At 72.4% G+C, this 18809-nt stretch carries 18 protein-coding genes and 1 riboswitch; of the genes, 4 read left to right on the forward strand and 14 right to left on the reverse strand.

Annotated elements, in window-relative coordinates:
• Window position 1: 1 nt before the first annotated feature.
• From EU555_RS07245 to EU555_RS07275, 7 genes are all read right to left on the reverse strand, one after another.
• Entirely contained in the window at window positions 2–664 is a 663-nt protein-coding gene (locus EU555_RS07245) for a glutathione S-transferase family protein (protein WP_135414005.1), read from the reverse strand.
• Window positions 661–1890 (reverse strand): ABC transporter substrate-binding protein, encoded by a 1230-nt coding sequence (locus EU555_RS07250; protein WP_135414006.1) that lies wholly within the window; start codon window positions 1888–1890, stop codon window positions 661–663. The genes EU555_RS07245 and EU555_RS07250 overlap by 4 nt, the downstream gene beginning before the upstream one ends.
• A gap of 254 nt (window positions 1891–2144) precedes the next feature.
• Complete coding sequence (locus EU555_RS07255) at window positions 2145–3758, reverse strand: acyl-CoA synthetase (protein WP_135414007.1); 1614 nt, start codon at window positions 3756–3758, stop codon at window positions 2145–2147.
• Between the two features lie 283 nt (window positions 3759–4041).
• Window positions 4042–4866: a carbohydrate ABC transporter permease gene (locus tag EU555_RS07260; protein ID WP_135414008.1), complete on the reverse strand. Its 825-nt coding sequence runs from the start codon at window positions 4864–4866 to the stop codon at window positions 4042–4044.
• A complete protein-coding gene (locus EU555_RS07265; RefSeq protein WP_135414009.1) occupies window positions 4863–5801 on the reverse strand; it encodes a carbohydrate ABC transporter permease in 939 nt (312 codons plus the stop codon). The genes EU555_RS07260 and EU555_RS07265 overlap by 4 nt, the downstream gene beginning before the upstream one ends.
• The gene (locus EU555_RS07270; protein WP_135414010.1) at window positions 5801–7153 is read right to left on the reverse strand and encodes an ABC transporter substrate-binding protein; all 1353 of its coding nucleotides are present in this window, start codon (window positions 7151–7153) and stop codon (window positions 5801–5803) included. Before EU555_RS07270 ends, EU555_RS07265 begins: the two co-directional genes overlap by 1 nt.
• A 217-nt stretch (window positions 7154–7370) precedes the next feature.
• Complete coding sequence (locus tag EU555_RS07275; RefSeq protein ID WP_135414011.1) at window positions 7371–8519, reverse strand: sensor histidine kinase; 1149 nt, start codon at window positions 8517–8519, stop codon at window positions 7371–7373.
• Between the two features lie 243 nt (window positions 8520–8762).
• Between EU555_RS07275 and EU555_RS07280 the strand changes: the two genes are divergently transcribed.
• Window positions 8763–8972 (forward strand): hypothetical protein, encoded by a 210-nt coding sequence (locus EU555_RS07280; RefSeq protein ID WP_135414012.1) that lies wholly within the window; start codon window positions 8763–8765, stop codon window positions 8970–8972.
• A gap of 4 nt (window positions 8973–8976) precedes the next feature.
• Here EU555_RS07280 and EU555_RS07285 read toward each other — a convergent pair whose 3' ends face one another.
• Window positions 8977–9351: a winged helix-turn-helix transcriptional regulator gene (locus tag EU555_RS07285; RefSeq protein WP_167858485.1), complete on the reverse strand. Its 375-nt coding sequence runs from the start codon at window positions 9349–9351 to the stop codon at window positions 8977–8979.
• A gap of 97 nt (window positions 9352–9448) precedes the next feature.
• On the opposite strand from EU555_RS07285, the gene EU555_RS07290 reads away from it, so the two are divergent.
• Entirely contained in the window at window positions 9449–10465 is a 1017-nt protein-coding gene (locus EU555_RS07290) for a zinc-binding alcohol dehydrogenase family protein (protein WP_135414014.1), read from the forward strand.
• A 348-nt stretch (window positions 10466–10813) separates the two neighbouring features.
• Here the strand turns inward: EU555_RS07290 and EU555_RS07295 are convergent, their stop codons facing one another.
• The 3 genes from EU555_RS07295 to EU555_RS07305 are packed head-to-tail and all read right to left on the reverse strand — an operon-like array spanning window position 10814 to window position 12718.
• Window positions 10814–11284 (reverse strand): DUF3237 domain-containing protein, encoded by a 471-nt coding sequence (locus tag EU555_RS07295; protein ID WP_135414015.1) that lies wholly within the window; start codon window positions 11282–11284, stop codon window positions 10814–10816.
• A 22-nt stretch (window positions 11285–11306) separates the two neighbouring features.
• A complete protein-coding gene (locus EU555_RS07300) occupies window positions 11307–12146 on the reverse strand; it encodes a DUF1206 domain-containing protein (protein WP_135414016.1) in 840 nt (279 codons plus the stop codon).
• Between the two features lie 17 nt (window positions 12147–12163).
• Window positions 12164–12718 carry a DUF533 domain-containing protein gene (locus EU555_RS07305; protein ID WP_135414017.1) on the reverse strand — a complete coding sequence of 185 codons (555 nt, stop codon included), beginning with the start codon at window positions 12716–12718 and terminating at the stop codon, window positions 12164–12166.
• 152 nt (window positions 12719–12870) lie between these two features.
• Between EU555_RS07305 and EU555_RS07310 the strand changes: the two genes are divergently transcribed.
• Window positions 12871–13638, forward strand: coding sequence for a DUF3750 domain-containing protein (locus tag EU555_RS07310; RefSeq protein ID WP_135414297.1), 768 nt, complete (start codon window positions 12871–12873; stop codon window positions 13636–13638).
• A gap of 39 nt (window positions 13639–13677) precedes the next feature.
• On the opposite strand, the gene EU555_RS07315 is transcribed toward EU555_RS07310, so the two are convergent.
• Window positions 13678–14892, reverse strand: coding sequence for a DUF1501 domain-containing protein (locus tag EU555_RS07315; RefSeq protein ID WP_135414018.1), 1215 nt, complete (start codon window positions 14890–14892; stop codon window positions 13678–13680).
• Window positions 14893–14897: 5 nt separating this feature from the next.
• On the reverse strand, window positions 14898–16265 hold the full coding sequence (locus EU555_RS07320; RefSeq protein ID WP_135414019.1) for a DUF1800 domain-containing protein: 1368 nt from the start codon (window positions 16263–16265) through the stop codon (window positions 14898–14900).
• 191 nt (window positions 16266–16456) lie between these two features.
• Window positions 16457–16537: riboswitch (ZMP/ZTP riboswitch) on the forward strand.
• Window positions 16538–16552: 15 nt separating this feature from the next.
• Between EU555_RS07320 and EU555_RS07325 the strand changes: the two genes are divergently transcribed.
• Window positions 16553–17185, forward strand: coding sequence for a LysE family translocator (locus tag EU555_RS07325; protein ID WP_135414020.1), 633 nt, complete (start codon window positions 16553–16555; stop codon window positions 17183–17185).
• A 30-nt stretch (window positions 17186–17215) separates the two neighbouring features.
• On the opposite strand, the gene EU555_RS07330 is transcribed toward EU555_RS07325, so the two are convergent.
• Complete coding sequence (locus EU555_RS07330; RefSeq protein WP_135414298.1) at window positions 17216–18652, reverse strand: cobyric acid synthase; 1437 nt, start codon at window positions 18650–18652, stop codon at window positions 17216–17218.
• Window positions 18653–18809: the final 157 nt, after the last annotated feature.

Consider the following 18809-nt stretch of genomic DNA (forward strand, 5'->3'; position numbering starts at 1 on the left):
CTCACCCTCCGAGCGGTGACGGCACCGTCGAGATCCCCTGCGCCTCCGCCGCCCGCCGCTCGGCCGCGAGTGCCCGCCCGTAGGACGGCTCGGCCTTCAGGCCCGTCCAGTACGCCGTGGCGAAATCCGGCAGCTGCTCGCCGAGACCCGCGAACTCGGCCAGCATCAGGGCGTAGCCGACGCTGATGTCGGCCGCCGTGAAGCGCCCGGCGCAGACGAAGGGACGATCCCCCAGCACCGCGCCGAAGCCCTTGAGCCGCGACAGGAACCACCGCGAATAATCCTCGACGAGGCCGGGATTGCGCCGCTCCGGCGGCTCGAAGCGGCCGTAGCGCAGCACCAGGGTCTGCGGGAAGGTCAGGGTCGCCTCGCCGAAATGGAGCGCGTTGAGGTAGCGGCCGTATTCCGGCTCGTCGGGCCGCACCCCGAGGCTCCCGGCGCCGTGGCGCGCCGCCAGGTACTCGCAGATCGCCGCCGATTCGGTCATCCGGGTCTCGCCGTCCTCGAAGAGCGGGATCGTGCCCAGCGGGTTGAGGGCGAAATACGGCTTGGCGTGGACCCGGGGCGGGAACGGCAGCATCGCCAGCTCGTAGGGCAGGCCCAGCGCCTCGAGGGCCCAGAGCGGGCGGAACGAGCGGGCGCCGACGCAGTGATGGAGCTTCATGGTGTCACCAGCGGGCAATTGCCGGCCTTCAGGGGCCGGAAGGCCTGGTCGGCCGGGATGGTCGAGACGAGGCGGTAATAGTCCCATGGGCCCTTCGACTCGGACGGCTTCTTGACCTCGAAGAGGTACATCGGGTGGGTCACCCGGCCGTCCGCCCGCACCTCGGAGCGGCCGAATAGCGGGTCATCGGCGGGCGTCCTCCGCATCTCGGCGGTCACGGTCGCCGGGTCCTTGCTGCCGGTCGCCTTCACGGCCTTGAGGTAGTGCATCATGCCCGCATAGACGCCGGCCTGGACCATGGTCGGCATCCGGCCCTTGTGGCGCTCGGCGAAGCGGCGCGACCAGGCCCGGGTGCCGTCGTTGAGGTCCCAGTAGAAGGCCTCCGTCAGCACCAGGCCCTGCGCGACCTTCAGGCCGAGGGAATGCACGTCGCTTAAGAAAACCAGCAGGCCGGCGAGGCGCTGGCCGCCCTCGGCGACGCCGAACTCGGCCCCCTGCTTGATGGTGTTGATGGTGTCGCTGCCGGCATTGGCCAGCCCGATCACCTTGGCCTTCGAGGATTGTGCCTGGATCAGGAACGACGAGTAGTCGGTCGCCGCGACCGGGTGGCGGACCGAGCCCAGCACCTTGCCGCCGTTGCGCTCGACCACCTCCGACACGTCGCGCTCCAGCGCCTTGCCGAAGGCGTAGTCGGCGGTGATGAAGAACCAGCTGTCGCCGCCCGAGCGCACCATCGCGCCGCCGGTGCCGTTGGCGAGCGCCCAGGTGTCGTAGGTCCAGTGGATGGTGTTGGGCGAGCACAAAGCCCCGGTGATCTCCGAGGCGCCGGCCCCCGAATTGATCATCAGCCGGTTCTTCTCGCGCACGATCTGGTGCACGGCGAGCGCCACCGAGGAGAACGGCACGTCGAGCACCACGTCGACGTCGTCGCGGTCGATCCACTGGCGCACGATGCCGGCGCCGACATCCGGCTTGTTCTGGTGGTCGGCGGAGAGCACCCGGATGTCGACATCGGGGTTCTGCGCCTTGAAGTCGGCCGCCGCCATCTCGGCCGCCACCACCGATCCCTCGCCGGCGAGGTCGGAATAGGGCCCGGCGCGGTCGTTCAGGACCCCGAGGGTGACGCGGATGGGGGTTGAGGCGGCGTGGGCCTGGGCGAGGGTGAGCAGGGATGCGGCGGCGAGCGCCAGCAGGCGGAATGGTCGGCGGTGGTGGCGTGTCGGCATCGTGTCCTCCCGTTGGTGTTGCGGCATCCGGTCGTTGGTCGCCGGATGTAATTTATTCTCCATCGTCATCCCGGGGCCGCGCAGCGGAACCCTGGATCCATAACCGCAGACGCTGAACGATGAAGCGGACCGTCTATCGCCGGGTTCAGCATCGTCGGCGGTTATGGATCCCGGGTTCTCGCCTTCGTCGAGCCCCGGGGATGACACGGTGTGTCGGGGACGGTGCTGTCACTCGACCTGTTGCCGAGCAATACTCAATCCCCGCCCCGCTCCCTCAGCGCCCGCCGGATGATCTTCCCCGTCGCGGTCATCGGCAGTTCCTCCACGAAGGCGACGTGGCGCGGGTATTCGTGGGCGGCGAGCCGCGTGCGCACGAAGTCCTGGATCTCGCGGGCGAGATCCGGCGTGCCCTCGACGCCGTCCTTGAGCACGATGAAGGCCTTCACCGCCTCGGTCCGCACCGGGTCCGGCACGCCGACGACGCCGCAGAGCGCCACCGCGGGGTGGCGCAGCAGGCAATCCTCGATCTCGCCGGGACCGATCCGGTAGCCGGCCGAGGTGATGACGTCGTCGTCGCGGCCGACGAACCACAGGAAGCCGTCCGGGTCGCGCCGGCCGAGGTCGCCGGTGATCAGCCAGTCGCCGATGAACTTGCGCACGGTCGCCTCGGGGTTCTGCCAGTAGCCGAGGAACATCACCGGGTCGGGCCGGCGCACCGCGATATGGCCGGTGGTGCCGTCCGGCACCTCCCGGCCCTCGCCGTCGACGATGCGCACGTCGTGGCCGGGCACCGGGCGGCCCATGGCACCAGGACGAGCGGGAAACAGGTCGGCGCAGGAGGAGACGACGAGGTTGCACTCGGTCTGGCCGTAGAACTCGTTGATCGGCACGCCGAGGACCGCCTCGCCCCAGGCCAGCATCTCCGCCCCCAGGCTCTCGCCGCCGGTGCCGACGGAGCGCATGGCCAGGCCCGGATAGGGCGTGCTGCGGGTCTGGCGCATCAGCTTCATGGCGGTCGGCGGCAGGAAGACGTTGCGCACCGCCTGCTCGGCCATCAGCCGGAACGCTGCCTCCGGATCGAACTTCTTCGCGCGATGCGAGACCACCGGGACACCGTGGTGCAGGGCCGGCAGCAGCACGTCGAACAGCCCGCCGATCCAGGCCCAGTCCGCCGGGGTCCAGAACCGGTCGCCCGGTTGCGGCAGGAACCGCTGGGGCATCTCGACCCCCGGCAGGTGGCCGAGCAGCACCCGGTGGGCGTGCAGGGCGCCCTTGGGGTCGCCGGTGGTGCCCGAGGTGTAGATGATGACGGCGGGGTCGTCGGCGGCGGTGTCGACCGGCGTGAAGGCGTCCGAGGCGCGGGCGCAGAGCGCGTGGAAATCCTCGGCGCCCGCCTCCGGCCCGTCGATGCAGTAGATCCGCTCCAGTGCCGGCAGCGACTCGCGGATCCCGGCGAGGAGCAGGGCGCCGGCCCGGTCGGTCACCACCGCCTTCGCGCCGCTGTTGCCGAGGCGGTAGGCGAGCGCGTCGGGCCCGAACAGCACGAAGAGCGGGATGGTGATGAGCCCGGCCCGGAAGCCGGTGATGTGGGCGATCGCCGTCTCCGGCGCCTGCGGCAGCAGCACGCCGATCCGGTCGCCGCGCGTGAGCCCGTGCGCCGCCAGCACGTTGGCGAAGCGGTTCGAGAGGCGGCGCAGGTCGTCGAAGCCGTAACGCTGCACGGCGCCGTCGTGATCGAGATGGATCAGCGCGAGCGGGTTGCCGGGTGCGTGCCGGTCGCAGACGTCGGTGCCGATGTTGTAGCGGCCCGGGATCCGCCAGCGGAATTGCGCGACGAGGTCGGCATAGGTGTCCGCGCGCTGCAGCATCGGCGTCGTCCCACCCGTGAGTCTTACGTGGACCGTCGGGCGGTCCTTCGATTGAAACGATTGTTCATTCGTTTTTGGGTGTCAACACAGGTGCGGCGGGGGCGGCCATGCGTGGTCCAGGCTTGGGATTGGGCGAGCGTCCCGAGCACACGATACTGCGGGCACCCTCTGGCTTCTGGAGCCCTCCTTCGAGGACGTCGATCAAAGATCGAGGCGATCTCCGATCGCCAGCACCTCAGGACGAGGTCGCGCATGGTACGAAAAAACGGTACCCGAACCGGAGTCACCCCCCCTTCACCGCCCCCGCCGTCAGCCCGGCGACGATCTGGCGCTGGGCGAAGACGGTCAGCACCAGGACCGGCAGGGTGACGATGAGCGCCGCGGCGGCGAGCGGGCCCCAGCTCAGCTGGTCGAACGAGATCATGTTGTAGACCGCCACCGGCAGGGTGCGGGTCTCGCGCCCGGCAAGCACGATGCCGAACACGAAGTTGTTCCAGGAGAAGATCACCGCCAGGATCATCGCCACCGCGATGCCGGGCTTGGCGATCGGCAGGGCGACGTGGCGAAACACCTGCCAGCGGCTGGCGCCGTCGATGACGGCGGCCTCCTCCAGCTCGAGCGGCGTGGTCTCGAAGTAGCCGATCATGATCCAGATCACGATCGGCACCGTGACGACGAGGTGGATGATGATCTGCGGCCACAGCGTGCCGAGGAGCCCGAGCCACTGGAACAGCAGGAAGAGCGGGATGAGGTAGGACAGGCCGGGCGTGATGCGGGCAACCAGGATCACCACCGCGGCCTTGGCGGCCTTCATCCGGGCGATGCCGTAGCCCGCCGGCACGCCCACCAGCAGCGCGAGGCCCGTCGCCGTGCCGGTGACCAGCAGGCTGTTGACGAAGTAGGTCGAGAACCGGTTCGACTCGAGCACGTCGATGTAGTTCTTCCAGGCGAAGCGCTCGGGGATCAGGATCGGCGGATAGGCGGCGTTGTCGATCTCGTACTTGACCGAGAGCGACAGCATCCAGACGAAGAACAGGATCACCGGCGAGACGATCACCAGGACGGCGAAGAGCAGGGCGGCCTGCCGGAGGAGCCAGCGGAGGTTCATCCCACAGCCCCTTGCGTGCGCTTGCGGACCACCAGCAGGGCGGCGGCGAGCGCGATGATCAGCAGGAAGAACACCACCGCGATCGCCGAGCCGTAGCCGACGTCGTAATACGCGAAGGCGACGCTGTAGAGGTAGATGTTGATCGTCTCCGACGCCGTGCCGGGTCCGCCCTGCGTGATCGCGAAGATGATGTCGAAGCTCTTCACCGCGTCGATCATCCGGATCATCGCGGCGACGAACAGGAACGGCGCGACGAGCGGCAGGGTGATGTGGCGAAACACCTGCCAGAGCGAGGCGCCGTCGATCTGCGCGCTCTCGTAGGGCTCGGTGGGGAGCGCCGCGAGGCCGCCGAGCACGATCAGCATCACGAGCGGCGTCCATTGCCAGGTCTCGACCAGCACCAGCGACGGGATCACCGTCGCGGGGTGGAACACCCAGAGCTGGGCCGGGATGCCGACGAGGGACAGGAGGTAGTTCAGCACCCCGAGCTGGGGGTGGAACATCATGGTCCAGACGAGCGCGATGGCGACGGGGGTCGCCATCATCGGCAGGATGAACACGCCGCGCAGGAAGCCCCGCAGCGGGAACCGCGCGTGGAACACGCAGGCCGCCAGCGTGCCGAGGATCAGGGGCAGCACCACCGAGAGGGCGGTGTAGAGGAGCGTCTGCCAGACCGCGTCGAGGAAGCGCGGGTCGGTCGGCAGCCGCGCGTAGTTCGACAGGCCCACGAAGGCCGGCGCCGAGCCGACCTTCCACTCGTGCAGGCTCATCCACAGGGTGAAGGCCCAGGGGAAGACGATCACCCCGACGACGACGATGAGGGCCGGCACCACGAAGGGCCAGTAGCCCGGCGGGCGCCAGCGGGTGGCCGGCGCCGCGTCGGTCGCCAGCTCCCCGGTCGACACGGTCGGCGGCGCGAGGCCGGCCCGGGCCATCACGCCTTCTCGCTGCGCTCGAGGATCGGCCGGTACTGCTCGGCCGCCTTCTTCAGCTCGGTCGCCGGATCGGCCCCCGACAGGGTGGCGGTGACGGCGGAGCCGACGATGTCGCGGAACTCCGCCACCGGCACCACGACCGGCAGGCCGAGCTTGCTGATCTTGGCCGAGCCGATCGCCGAATCGAGCCACTCGCGCGGCATCTTCACGCCCTGCTGCACCTCCGCGTCGTTGAGGATCGAGTCGCGGAACGGCACGCCGCCGCCGGCCTGGAGCAGGCGCCCGCCCATCAGCTTCGAGACCGCCCACTGGCAGTAGAGGTAGCCCGCCTCCTTCTTGCTGCTCGCCGCCGCGACGCCGATGCCGTCGCCGTAGGTGGCGGCCGCGTGGTCCTTCGGCCCCTTCGGCACCACCGCGTAGCCGACCTTGCCGACGACGCGGGAGGCGTTCGGGTCCTCGAGCGGCGGCGCCCAGCCGACGCCGTCGAGCCACATCGCGGCGCGTCCTTGCGTGAACGCGGCCATCGACTCCATCCAGTTGAAGCCGACGACGCCGGGAGGCGCGGTCTTGGTCAGCAGGCGCTGGTAGAGCTTCGTCGCCTCGACCGCCTCCGGGCCGTCGATCAGCAGGTTGCCCTTGTCGTCGAGGAAGCGGCCGCCATAGGCGAGGAAGAACGCGCCCCAGAGCGCCATGTTGGCGTTGCGCAGGCCGCGCCCGACGAAGCCGTAGGTGCCGGCCTTGGGGTCGGTCAGCGTCTCGGCCGCCCGCATCATGTCGTCGAAGGTCTCGGGATAGGCGACGTTCTTCTTCTGGAAGAGTTCCTTGTTCCAGTACAGGATGAAGTAGTCGACCGACATCGGCAGCGAGCGCAGCTCGCCGTTCGGCGTCTTGGCGTATTGCAGCCCGGCGGCGCTGAAATCGGCCTCGCGCAGGGAGGGCTCGGTCAGGTTCGGGTCCTTGACGTAGCCCGACAGGTCGGCGAGCCAGCCGGCCTTGTCGAACTGGCGCTTCTGCACGTGGTAGCTCAGGTGCACCACGTCGAAGCTCGGCCGGCCGGAGGTCAGCTCGATGACGATCTTCTGGCGCTGCTGCTGCTCGGGGATCACCTCGGAGGAGACCTTGATCCCGGTGAGCGCCGTGAACTCGGCGGCGCTGCGGTGGAGCAGGTCGCCCCGCGGCCCCTTGATCAGGTTGACCTCGAGGGAGGTGCCGGCGTGCTTCTTCCACTCGACCGCCGAGAGGGCCGGGCGCGCGCCCAGAAGCCCCCCGCCGGTGAGCCCGAGGCCGGCCGCGGCGGCGCCGGAGGCCAGGATGCGGCGGCGGGTCGGGCCGCCGCGGGAGAACTCGCCCATCGTTTCCACCCCTGAAGATCGCCCGGATCTGTCGTCCAGGCTGTCTTTGGATCCGGAGCCGGTTCCCGGTCCCCGTCGCGCCGGACCGCCGAGCGGCAGCGCTGCCGCTCAAGCGTAGTGCAAGTCGTGACGCCCTGGGAAGCGGCTCACCGTGACGACCCCGATAAAATCCGCCGGCGAGCGACGCCCAGGGCAGGCGTCACGCCCGCGGGGAGCGTCACGCCCGAGACAGATCGATCGTCAGGGCGAAGCAGGCCCCGGCCTCGCCCGAGACCGCGAGCTCGCCGCCGAGCTGGCGCGACAGGCCGTGGATCACCCGCATGCCGAGGCTGCGCCGGGCCGCCGCGGTGTCGAAATCGGCCGGCAGGCCGACGCCGTCATCCTGGACGCTCAGGCGGACCTTGTCCGCGCCCTCCGGCACCGCCGCGACCCGTACCGGGCCGTGGCCGTCCGGATAGGCGTGCTTGACCGCGTTGGTGACGAGCTCGTTGACGAACAGCCCGAGGGGAATCGCGAGGTCGGCCGGGATCGCCATGGCGGGCGCCTGGCAGGTGATGGCGTGGCCCGGTGCGCTCTCGCGCAGCTTCTCGCACAGGGTCTCGAGGAAGCCCGCGAGGTCCACCGCCGCGAGGTCGGGCTGGCGCCAGAGCTGGTCGTGGACCTGCGCCACCGCCTCGACCCGCGAGCGGGCATCCGTCAGCGCCTCGCGCGCCTGCAGGTTCTCGGTGGTGCGGGCCTGGAGCGAGAGCAGGCCCGCCACGGTGGCGAGGCTGTTCTTGACCCGGTGGCTCATCTCGCGGGTGAGCAGCTCCTGCCGGTCGAGGGCGGCCTGGAGGCGGGCCTCGGCGCGCTGGCGCTCGATGGCGCCGCCGAGGAGGTTGGCGAAGCCCTGCATGAAGGCGATGTCGGCCTCGTCGAACTGGCCCTCGCGGGTGTCGTCGACCTCCAGCACGCCGAAATCGCCCTCGCGGTTGCGGATCAGCACGTTCAGTGCCCGGCGCACGCCGTGCTCGGCCATCAGCTGCGGGGTGCGGAAGCGGCGCTCGTTCTCGAGATGGTTCGAGATCACCGGCTGCCCGGTCTTGAGGGCGTAGCCCGCCGGCGAGGCGAGGTCGGCCCCGACGGTGGCGTGGCCGACGACGTTCGGACCCCAGCCGACGCCCGCGATGACGAGCAGCGTGTCGTGGCCGGGCTTGTATTCCAGCGCCTTGCAGAACTGGGCCGCCATCCCCGCCGCGCACAGCTCGGTCGCCCGCTGCAGGAGCCGGCCGAGGTCGTCGGCGCGCAGGGCCTCGACGCCGAACTCGGACAGGATCTTCTGCTGCTTCAGGCGGTAATCGAGGTCCGAACGGCTGAGCTCCGCCATCGTGTGCAATCCTGTCCTTTCCCTGCGGCGATGCGGGGGCTGTGCTGAGTCGAGGCCGGCAGCGTGGCCGGCACGGCGGGGTGGAGTGGGGTCACGTCTGCCGGGTCGGGTCAAGCGCGCGAGACGGTCGAGCCAGCATGCCGCACGCCGCGATTCCGCGCGCCAGTTGTGAGATCAAGGCCCTGTCGATTCGCCGCAGAGGCGCCATATGGTGCGGTGCAGTGGAAACAGGAGTGCAGGCCGGTGCTGCGCCTCTTCGCCCTCGGCATCATCGTGACCGCCGCCGCGCTGGTCCTGGCCGCCCTCCTCCGGCCGCCGGCGACGCAGGCCCAGGAGGAGGAGGCCTATTGCCGGCCTCCGCTGAAATTCGCCGCCGGCGCCTGCGTCGCCTCCTGCCCCGCCGGCTACGAGGACCGCGGGAGAACGTGCGTCTACCGCAGCCTGTCGCGCTGAAAGGTCAGGCGGCCTTCGCCGCAGCGACCGGCGCCGCATAGGCGTCGCCCCAGGCCTTGAGCGCCCGGATCACCGGCTCGAGGGTGCGGCCGCGCGCGGTCAGGCGGTACTCCACCCGGGGCGGCACCTCGGCATAGACCGTGCGGTGAACGAGCCCGTCCGCCTCCAGCTCGCGCAGCTGGTTGGTCAGCATGCGCTGGGTCACGTTCGGCATCCGGCGGCGCAGGGCGTTGAAGCGCAGGGCGCCCTCAGGCTCCGGCGCCTCGTCGAGCAGGTGGTAGAGGATCACGCCCTTCCACTTGCCGTCGATCAGCTGGAGCGTCGCCTCGACGGCGCAGCCCGGGCTGCAATCCAGGCTGCGGTGCCGGGTGCGGGCCATGACGGTATCCTTTTCGACACTATGGGCGCGAAATGTGCGTTCTTGTGCCGTGCGACAGTAGCGGTCATCTCGGGCTTCGTCATCAAGGAGCCCGCCCATGCGCGCCGTCGGTTACCAGACCTCCCTGCCGATCGAGGACGAGGCCGCCCTCCAGGACATCACCCTGCCCCGCCCCGAGCCCACCGGCCGCGACCTCCTGGTCGAGGTCCGGGCGGTGTCGGTGAACCCCGTCGACACCAAGGTGCGCCGCCGCGCCGCCCCCGAGGCCGGGGGCTGGAAGGTCTTGGGCTGGGACGCCGCCGGCATCGTCGTGGCGGCCGGTCCCGACGCGACGCGGTTCCGGCCCGGCGACGCGGTGTACTACGCCGGCGATATCGGCCGGCCGGGCACCAATGCCGAGTTCCACCTCGTCGACGAGCGCATCGTCGGCCACAAGCCGGCCTCGCTCTCCTTCGCCGAGGCCGCGGCCCTGCCGCTCACCGCGATCACCGCCTGGGAGACGCTGTTCGACCGCCTCGACGTGCGCAAGGCCGTGCCGGGCGCCGCGAACGCGCTCCTGATCATCGGCGGGGCCGGCGGCGTCGGCTCGATCGCCACGCAGCTCGCGCGCCAGCTCACCGACCTCACCGTCATCACCACCGCCTCGCGGCCGGAGACGCAGGCCTGGAGCCGGGAGCTCGGCGCCCACCACGTCGTCGTGCATGGCCCGTCGCTCGCCCGCGAGGTCGCGGAACTCGGGCTCGGCGCCCCGGGCCTCGTCTTCGCGACCACCCATACCGACGCGCATCTCGCGGCGATCGTGGACCTGATCGCGCCGCAGGGGCGGCTGGCGCTGATCGACGACCCGGCGACGCTCGACGTCTCGCTCCTGAAGCGCAAGAGCCTGTCGCTGCACTGGGAGCTGATGTTCACCCGCTCGCTGTTCGGCACGGTCGATATCGGGGCGCAGGGCGATCTGCTCGACGAGGTGGCGCGGCTCGTCGATGCCGGCCGGCTGCGCACCACGCTCGCCGAGCATTTCGGCCCGATCACCGCCGCCAACCTGCGCCGCGCCCACGCGCTCCTCGAGAGCGGGCGGGCGAAGGGCAAGATCGTGCTGGAAGGCTTCGCCTGAGCGCTCGCGGCGCCGGGCCGGTCCGCCGATGAGTCCGGGCGGGCGGGCCGTGTTCAGATCCGCCTGCGCGATCTGATACGCGTTCCGCCGGGATTACTGCGAGACGAACGAGGCCCGGGATCCCCTCTCCCGTTTGGGAGAGGGGTAGGGGCGATCGGAGATCGCGCGAGGGTGGCTCGGGTCCCGCAATAATCCTGAGCCGTGGAGCTGCCCAGCTCGACAGTTCAGGGTCATTGCGGGACCCGAGCCACCCTCACGCGGGATCTTCGATCCCCCGGCCCCTCTCCCAAACGGGAGAGGGGGGGGCGGGCTCTACCTTTAAGAGAACGGATCAGGCGGTCGCCCGCCTCACAGCACCCCGTACACGTCGTAGACCGGTCCCTCCGGCAGCCGCTGCCCGACCCCCACGGCGATCAGCCGGTTGAGCCAGGCGAGGTCCGGGGCGCCGGTCTCGAAGCGGACGGCGGTGCGGAAGTAGTAGGAATCCGGGGCCACCGCCTCGCCGCGGCCGAGGCGGGCCAGCACCTCCGGCGGGCCGGCACGCAGGCCGGTATACTGGCAGTAGACGAGGCCGCCGCCGGCGGCCCGCAGGGTCAGGCGCACGTCGAGATGGGTGGTGCCGTCGGGCTCCACCCGCAGCCAGTCGCCCGCCGGGCCGGGCAGGACCTCGCCGGAGAGGCGCGGCCCCTCGAAGGTTCCGCCGGTGACCGGCACGACCCGCAGGTCGGCGCCGCGGGAGGGGCCGATCCCCTGCGGCGCGGCGACCGCGAGGGTGAGGCGGAACAGGAACTCGGTGCTGAGCGGCAGCGGCGCGTCCATCGGGCGGTCCTCGGGCGGTGTGTTAGCGCGTGATATCCTTCACCGCCCGGCGCGCCGCGTCGAGGTCCGGCGGGTCGATGCGGCGGTAGCGGGCCTGGACGAGGCCGAACACCCCGAAGGCCGCGAGCCCCGCGGCGGTGACGGCCAGCAGCACCCAGCCGTAGGGCTCGGCCCGCAGGGCCTGCAGGGCGCCGCCGAGGCCCTTGACGTCGCTCGACCGGCTCTCGATCGCCGCAGCGATCAGGAAGCCGCCGATCAGCCCGAAGGTCAGCGCCCGGGCGGCGTAGCCGAAACGGCCGAGATGCCGGGCCCAGTCGCGGGCATCGTGCGGGACGGAGAGGCGCCGGGTCACGTCGCCCCGCCAGGCCTTCCGCGCGAAGGCGAAGCCGGCGCCGATCACCACCAGCCCGACCGCGCCGACGAGCCACTGGCCGAAGGGCTGCTGGAGCAGCCAGGCGGTCCAGTCGCGGGCGCCCTGGTCGTCGGAGCCGGCCGTGCCGCGGCCCAGCGCCGCCTTCGCCATCGAGAGGGCGAGGCCGCCATAGATCACCCCGCTGACGAGGTGGCCGGCCCGGGTCGCCAGCCCCTTGGCCGAGCGGCCGTAGCCGTCGGCATCGGTCACCGCCTCGACCACGCGCCAGAGCGCGAAGGCGGCGAGGCCGAACGCGATCAGGCCGAGGAGGATCCAGCCGAAGGGCTTGCCGAGCAGGATCAGCAGGGCGCTGCGGCTGCCGCCGGTCTGGCCGCCGACGCCGACCGCCGCCAGCACCGCGAGGCCGCCGACGAGGCAGTAGGTGATGCCGCGAGCGCCGTAGCCGAGGCGGGCGAGCAGTTCGAGGGCTTGCCGGCCATCGGGGCGCATGGGTGCTCGGGCTCCTCTCAGGCCGAAAGGCCGGCTTCGACCCGGGCGACCGCCGCCTCGTCGAGGTCGAGGGCCTCGGCCAGCAGGCGCAGGAAGGTGCGCTCCTGCATCGTGTCCGGATCGACGGCGAGCCGCGCCGCGGCGTAGACCCGCGCGGCCGCGGCGGGATCCTGCACCCGGTCGGCGATCTCGTCGATCGTCGCCGGGTCCTCGAGCTCGCGGGCGAGCCATTGCCGGCCGGCGAGGTCGAGGCCGGATTCGGCGACCGCCGCGTCGAGGCGCTCGCGCTCGCGGGCATCGATCACCCCGTCGGCGGCGGACGCCGCCACCATGATCCGCAGGCACAGCGTCGCCTCGTCGTCGCTGATCGCGGCGGCATCGAACGGCGTCGCGGTCTGCGTCTTGGCCGATGGCTCGGCCGGTCCCTCGCCGGCCCGCTCGGCCGGCGCGCCGCTCTGCGTCGCCCGCAGGGCCAGCCCGGCGATCAGCGCCAGCCCGCCGAGGGCGGCGGAGGCCGCGAGCCCGCCGCGGCTGCGCACCAGGGCATCCACCACCCGCTTCACCTCGGCCATCGCGCCCTCCCGGTCCGTACGCCGCATCCTTGCCGACAACGGTCTCGCCCGGCTCCGGTTCGCGCATGGCAGTTCGCGCATGTCAGGTGGACATGACAGGCGGATCAGGCCGCCGGTTGCGCCCGGACGCCGTCGGGCCCATCTTCATGGCCATGCTTCTCGCCCTGGCCTGGCTCGCGCGCACCCTGGTGCTCGCGCTCGTTCTCCTGTTCCTGCTGCCGCTCGTGACCCACGCCCTGTGGTGGTGGAGCCGCGACGACGTCGCCCCCGACTGGGCCACCGCCGACTGGTCGAGCGCCCGGCTCCTGCCCGCCGCGGCCGCGGCGCCGGAGGCCATGGTGCGGATCTACGCCGCCCGGGTCGGGCGCTGGCGGGGCATCTTCGCCCACCACACCTGGATCATCGTCAAGGAAGCGGGGGCGGCGCGCTACACCCGCTACGACGTGGTCGGCTGGGGGATGCCGGTGCGCACCGACGCCTACGCGGCCGATGCGCGCTGGTTCGGCAACCCGCCGCAGGTGGTGCTGGCCCTCGACGGCGAGGCGGCGGCCCGGGCCGTGCCGCGCCTGCGCGCGGCGACCGCGACCTATCCGTACCGGAAGGCGGGCAGCTACAGCGCCTGGCCGGGGCCGAACTCCAACACCTTCGTGGCCCACGTGCTGCGGGCGGTGCCGGAGCTCGCCGTCGCCCTGCCGCCCACGGCGCTCGGCAAGGATTTTTCGGAGAGCCCGATCGCCTGGACGCCGAGCCGCACCGGGGTGCAGCTCACCGCCCGCGGCTATGCCGGCCTCACCCTCGGCTGGGTCGAGGGGATCGAGATCAACCTGCTCGGGGCGGTGGCGGGGCTCGACCTGCGCCGCCCGGCCCTCAAGCTGCCGGGCTGGGGCCGCATCGGCATGGATCCGGCGGGCGCGACCTAGACGCTGATCGCCCCGACGGCGAGCAGCTGAGCCGGCGCCTCAGGCCACCAGCCCGCCCAGCGGCCGGACCGCCTCGCTGCCCGGGAACACGCTGCGGGCGAGCACCGCCGGGGAGAGGCCGAACAGGTCGGCGGCGAGCCCCTTGGCGACCGCCCGCACGTCGGTCGTGGCGGCGAGGTCCCGGCCCTCGTGGAGCTGCCCGTGCGCAAGGCCCGGCCAGTCCGCCAGCACCCGGCCGCCGCGCACCGCGCCGCCGAGGAGGAACGCCACCGTGCCGGTGCCGTGGTCGGTGCCGGTGGTGCCGTTGACCCGGGCGGTGCGGCCAAACTCGGTGACGACCAGGATCGCGGTGTCGGCCCAAAGCGGCGCCAGGATCTCCGCGAAGGCGTCGAACACGCCGTCGAGCCCGCCGAGCAGGCCGGCGAGGCGGCCGGTGGCGCCGCCCTCGTTGGCGTGGGTGTCCCAGCCGTCGAGCGCCAGCGCGGCGATCCGCGGGCCGTCATCGGCGGCGATCAGCCGGGCCGCTCCCTCGGCAAGGCCGCGCAAGCCCCCGGCCCCCTTCGGCCCGCCTTTCGCCAGGGCGTCGACCTCGAGGCCGTGCGCGAGGCTCGCGGCGAGGGCCGGGTCGCGGGCCTCGTAGAGGCCGAGCACCCGCCGCCCGAGCTCGTCGCTCGCCCGCGGCAGGCGCGGCGGCGCCCAGCCGAGGACCGGGGCGGGCCCGCGCAGGATCAGCGGCGGCACCACGCCCACCCCGAGGGCCGCGCGGGGTGGGATGCCTTCGCCTGCCGGCAGCGCGGCCACGAGGCGGTTGAGCCAGCCGCTCGCCGTGTGGCCGGGGCCGGGCTGGCCGCTCTCGAGCACGTCCTGCCCGTCGAAATGGGAGCGCTCGCGGTAGCCGGTGGCGGCCGCGTGGACGACGAGGGCCTGGCGGGCGGCGTAGAGCCGGCCGAAGGTCGGCAGGGCCGGATGCAGGGCGAAGAAGCCGTCGAGGGGCAAAGCCGCCCCCGTCCCGTCGCCATTGCCGTCGCGGGTCAGCGCGATCACCGGGCGAAGATCCGCGTAGGCCGGGTCGCCGAGCGGCGCCACCGCCGAGAGCCCGTCGAGGGCGCCGCGCAGGATGACGACGACGAGGCGCGGGTCCCGGGCGCCCGGGGCCGCGGTGGCGATGCGTGGGATCGCCCCCCAGGCGAAGAGCGCGCCGGCGGTGCCGAGGATCGCCCGGCGGCTCGGATGGACAGCGCAGAGATCGGCCATGGGTGTCACCGTCGCTGGAATTCGGGCGCCATCAGGACGAGGGCGATCCCTTGCGCCCGGCTCTCGGCCCGGCGCAGGGCGGTGCGGGTCTCGTCCGTGACGAGCGGGCCCAGCACCGCGTCGGCGAGCGCCATCGGGTCGGCATCGGCGGCGAGCTGGCCGGCCCGGGCGGCGACGTCGAGGCGGGTGCGCAGGCCCTCGGGCGAGGCCCAGGCCCCCGCATCGTCGGGGTAGCCGTTCGGGGCCGGGGCGGACCAGAACGGCTGGCCGAGGCTCGCGAGAGCGGCCGTCACCACCCTCGGATCCGGCGTCAGCGCCAGCCCGCGCGAGGCCGCGACCACGAATTCCTGCGGCGAGCGCACCTTGCGCTGCGCGGGATCCCAGGCCTCCGGCGCCTCGATCAGGGCCAGCGCCAGGCGGGAGAGGTCGCCATCCTGGTCGAGGAACGTCTGCGCCAGGCGCGCCACCAGGGAAGGGGGCGGATCGTCGGCGACGAAGTGGCGGGCGAGGCGCAACGCGACGTGGCGGGCGGTCGCCGGATGGGCGGCGAGGTCGGACAGCGCCATCCGCAGCTGCTCGGGCCCGACATCGAGGTAGGTGCGGCCGAGAAGCGTCACCGCGCCGGGCTCGTGGGCGCCGCGCCGGAAGGTCGTCGAGCCCGGCCACCCCTCGGCATTGCCGTCGCGCTGCAGCGACCAGCCGGTGAGGATGCGGGCGAGCGCCGTCACGTCGTCCTGGCCGTAGCCGCCATCGGCCCCGAGGGTGTGCAGCTCGAGGAGCTCGCGGCCGAGATTCTCGTTGAGGCCCACGCCCCGGCGCTGGCCGGCCGGCGAGTTCGGGCCGACCGAGGCGACGTTGTCGAGATAGATCAGCATCGCCGGGTGGGTCGCGGCCGCGAGCAGCATGTCGCGGAAGCGCCCGAGCACGTGCGGGCGGATGGCCTCGCGCTCGAAGGCGCCGGCGCTGACCCGCAGGCGCGGCCCCCGTGCCACCGAGACGGTGAAGTGGTTGGCCCAGAACCAGACCAGGCGCTCGACGAAGCCGAGGGGCGCTCCTTGCGCCAGGGCGAGGCGGGCCGCGACCTCGGCCCGGTAGATCCGTTCCGCGATCGGCGGCGCCGGCGGGCCGGCCGGCATCGCGGCGTCCTGCGCTCCCTCCCGGGCGAGCTTGCGGGCCTGCTCCTCGGCCTGGAGGGCGGAGAGCAGCGTCGGGGTCGCGGCGAGGTCGGGTCCGCTCGGCAGCGGGACGGCGGCCGACAGGATCTCGCGGTGCAAGGCATCCTCGACCGGCTCCTCCCGCGCGAGGTCGCCCGGGCGGGCGCCGAGGCCGAACCGCCCGAGGGCGAGCGCCGTCCGCCGTGGATCGAGCGCCATGCGTGGTCCCTCCCCTTCCGTCAGCCATCATGACGCGCCGCGCCGGCTTAACCGATGCTGAGCGCCCCATGACGGTTTCGTAAGGTTGCGATGCGGGGACGGAGGCCTGCCGTGATCCTCAAGAATCCGGGGATCCGCAAGCTCGACTGACACCTCGGCTTTTCACGCGGCAACCGCGGCGCTAAGGTCCGGCGACCTCGCGTGACTGACGCTTGAGATGGGTTACCATCGGGGAGCGCGAGCGGCCATCGCCGCGCGTCTGGGCCTCCTCCTGCAACGGAAGACCGATGCCCGACCCGCAGACGCTCCTCGCCTTCGCCGCCATCGCCCTCGGCATGGTCCTGACGCCCGGACCCAACATGGTCTATCTGGTCTCGCGCTCCCTCTGCCAGGGCCGGAAGGCGGGCCTGATCTCGCTCGGCGGCGTGGCCCTGGGCTTCGTCGTCTACATGCTGTGCGCGGCCTTCGGCATCACCGCCCTCGTCCTCGCGGTGCCCTATGCCTACGACGCGATCCGCATCGCGGGCGCTCTCTACCTGCTCTGGCTCGCCTGGCAGGCCGTCCGGCCCGGCGGCCGCTCGCCGTTCCAGGTCCGGGACCTGCCGAAGGACGGAGCGAGGAAGCTGTTTCTCATGGGTTTCCTGACCAATTTGCTGAATCCGAAGATCGCGGTGATGTACCTGTCGCTGCTGCCGCAATTCATCGATCCGGCCGCCGGCAGCGTGCTGGGTCAGGCGCTCGTGCTCGGCGCCACGCAGACCCTCATCAGCGTCCTCGTCAACGCGCTCATCGCGATCTCGGCGGGGTCGATCGCCCTGTTCCTGACCCGGCGGCCCTCCGTCGCGGCGGTGCAGCGCTGGATGATGGGCACGGTGCTGGCCGGGCTCGCGGTCCGGATGGCGACGGAGGCCCGCCGGTGAGGCGGACCGCCTGAGGGCGGGCGCTTCGTCCTAGGACGCCAGCGCGAGCAGCCGGTCGCAATCGACATGGGCCTCGAGGTGGTCGGCAAGGCGGTCGAGCACGCCCTCGATCACCGCCTCGTAGGCCTCCGGCCCCGGCGCGGCGCCGAGGCGGGAGAGCCACAGGGCGCGCTGGCCCTCGTCGGAGAAGAGCCCGTGCACGTAGGTGCCGCAGACGAGGCCGTCGACCGAGACCGCGCCGTCGGCGCGCCCGTCGGCGAGGCGCAGGAGCGGCCGGGCGGCGTCGGGGCCCTCGGTCTCGCCGACATGCATCTCGTAGCCGGTGAACGGGGTCTCGTCCGGCAGGCTCACGCCGCGCGCCGCGGCGAGGCGCTTCTCGGCGGTGAGCACCGTCGCGACGTCGAGGAGGCCCAAGCCCGCCACCGTGCCGGGCGGCCCCTCGATGCCCTGCGGGTCGCTCACGGTGGTGCCGAGCATCTGGTAGCCGCCGCACAGGCCGAGCACCCGCCCGCCGCGGCGGCGATGGGCCAGGATGTCGATGTCCCACCCCTGCGCGCGCAGGAAGGCGAGATCGGGGATCGTGGTCTTCGAGCCCGGCAGCAGCACGAGGTCGGCCTCCGCCGGGATCGGCCTTCCGGGCTCGACCAGCACCACGCTGATTCCGGGCTCGGCCCGGAGCGGATCGAGGTCGTCGAAATTGGCGATGCGGGGCAGGACCGGCACGGCCACCACCTTCCCGCCGGGCCGTTCGGCGCCCTTGAGGCCCAGCACGTCCTCCGCCGGCAGCCGCGCGGCGTCGGGGAAGTGCGGGATCAGCCCCAGGGGCTCCCAGCCGGTGCGGGCGGCGATCAGCGTCAGGCCGTCGGAGAAGAGCGACGGGTCTCCGCGGAACCGGTTGACGAGGAAGCCCCGCACCAGGGCGGCATCCTCCGGGTCGATCACCGCCTTCGTGCCGACGAGGCTCGCGATCACCCCGCCCCGGTCGATGTCGCCGAGGAGCACCACCGGCGTCCCGGTGGCGCGGGCAAACCCCATATTGGCGATGTCGCCCGGCCGCAGGTTGACCTCCGAGGCCGAGCCCGCGCCCTCGACCAGAACGAGATCGGATTCCGCCCGCAGCCGGCCGAAGCTCTCGACCACGGCGGAGAGGAGCCGCGGCTTCCAGGCCTGGTACTCCCGGGCCCGGGCCGTGCCGGCCATCCGGCCCTGCACCACCACCTGCGCGCCGGTCTCGCTCTGGGGCTTCAGGAGCACCGGGTTCATGTGCACCGAGGGCGGCACGCCGGCGGCCCGGGCCTGGAGCGCCTGGGCACGGCCGATCTCGCCGCCATCGGCCGTGACGGCGGCGTTGTTCGACATGTTCTGCGGCTTGAACGGCCGCACCCGCAGGCCGCGCCGGGTGTAGACCCGCGCGAGCCCGGCGACGATCAGCGACTTGCCGACATCCGAGCCGGTGCCCTGGATCATCAGGGCCCGGGCGCCCGCCGGGGGCCTCTCGTCCTGCTCTGCGCCCATGGATCCTCGGGTTCTGGCGACCGGGTCCGGCCGCGACGTCCGGACCAGCGGGAACTGAACGGAAAAAGTTCAGAAAACCGGTCGGTCCACTGCTGGGTGTGGCGCGGCG

This window comes from Methylobacterium nonmethylotrophicum (assembly GCF_004745635.1).
Lineage (GTDB): Bacteria > Pseudomonadota > Alphaproteobacteria > Rhizobiales > Beijerinckiaceae > Methylobacterium > Methylobacterium nonmethylotrophicum.

Excerpts from the sequence above, each read along its gene's own strand:
- EU555_RS07300 (WP_135414016.1), bottom strand. The coding sequence starts at position 12,146 with ATGCGCCCCGATGGCCGGCAAGCCCTCGAACTGCTCGCCCGCCTCGGC.
- EU555_RS07250 (WP_135414006.1), bottom strand. The coding sequence starts at position 1,890 with ATGCCGACACGCCACCACCGCCGACCATTCCGCCTGCTGGCGCTCGCC.
- EU555_RS07325 (WP_135414020.1), top strand. The coding sequence starts at position 16,553 with ATGCCCGACCCGCAGACGCTCCTCGCCTTCGCCGCCATCGCCCTCGGC.
- EU555_RS07295 (WP_135414015.1), bottom strand. The coding sequence starts at position 11,284 with ATGGACGCGCCGCTGCCGCTCAGCACCGAGTTCCTGTTCCGCCTCACC.
- EU555_RS07330 (WP_135414298.1), bottom strand. The coding sequence starts at position 18,652 with ATGATCCAGGGCACCGGCTCGGATGTCGGCAAGTCGCTGATCGTCGCC.
- EU555_RS07255 (WP_135414007.1), bottom strand. The coding sequence starts at position 3,758 with ATGCTGCAGCGCGCGGACACCTATGCCGACCTCGTCGCGCAATTCCGC.
- EU555_RS07260 (WP_135414008.1), bottom strand. The coding sequence starts at position 4,866 with ATGAACCTCCGCTGGCTCCTCCGGCAGGCCGCCCTGCTCTTCGCCGTC.
- EU555_RS07310 (WP_135414297.1), top strand. The coding sequence starts at position 12,871 with ATGCTTCTCGCCCTGGCCTGGCTCGCGCGCACCCTGGTGCTCGCGCTC.
- EU555_RS07275 (WP_135414011.1), bottom strand. The coding sequence starts at position 8,519 with ATGGCGGAGCTCAGCCGTTCGGACCTCGATTACCGCCTGAAGCAGCAG.
- EU555_RS07270 (WP_135414010.1), bottom strand. The coding sequence starts at position 7,153 with ATGGGCGAGTTCTCCCGCGGCGGCCCGACCCGCCGCCGCATCCTGGCC.
- EU555_RS07245 (WP_135414005.1), bottom strand. The coding sequence starts at position 664 with ATGAAGCTCCATCACTGCGTCGGCGCCCGCTCGTTCCGCCCGCTCTGG.
- EU555_RS07305 (WP_135414017.1), bottom strand. The coding sequence starts at position 12,718 with ATGGCCGAGGTGAAGCGGGTGGTGGATGCCCTGGTGCGCAGCCGCGGC.
- EU555_RS07315 (WP_135414018.1), bottom strand. The coding sequence starts at position 14,892 with ATGGCCGATCTCTGCGCTGTCCATCCGAGCCGCCGGGCGATCCTCGGC.
- EU555_RS07285 (WP_167858485.1), bottom strand. The coding sequence starts at position 9,351 with ATGGCCCGCACCCGGCACCGCAGCCTGGATTGCAGCCCGGGCTGCGCC.
- EU555_RS07320 (WP_135414019.1), bottom strand. The coding sequence starts at position 16,265 with ATGGCGCTCGATCCACGGCGGACGGCGCTCGCCCTCGGGCGGTTCGGC.
- EU555_RS07265 (WP_135414009.1), bottom strand. The coding sequence starts at position 5,801 with ATGGCCCGGGCCGGCCTCGCGCCGCCGACCGTGTCGACCGGGGAGCTG.
- EU555_RS07290 (WP_135414014.1), top strand. The coding sequence starts at position 9,449 with ATGCGCGCCGTCGGTTACCAGACCTCCCTGCCGATCGAGGACGAGGCC.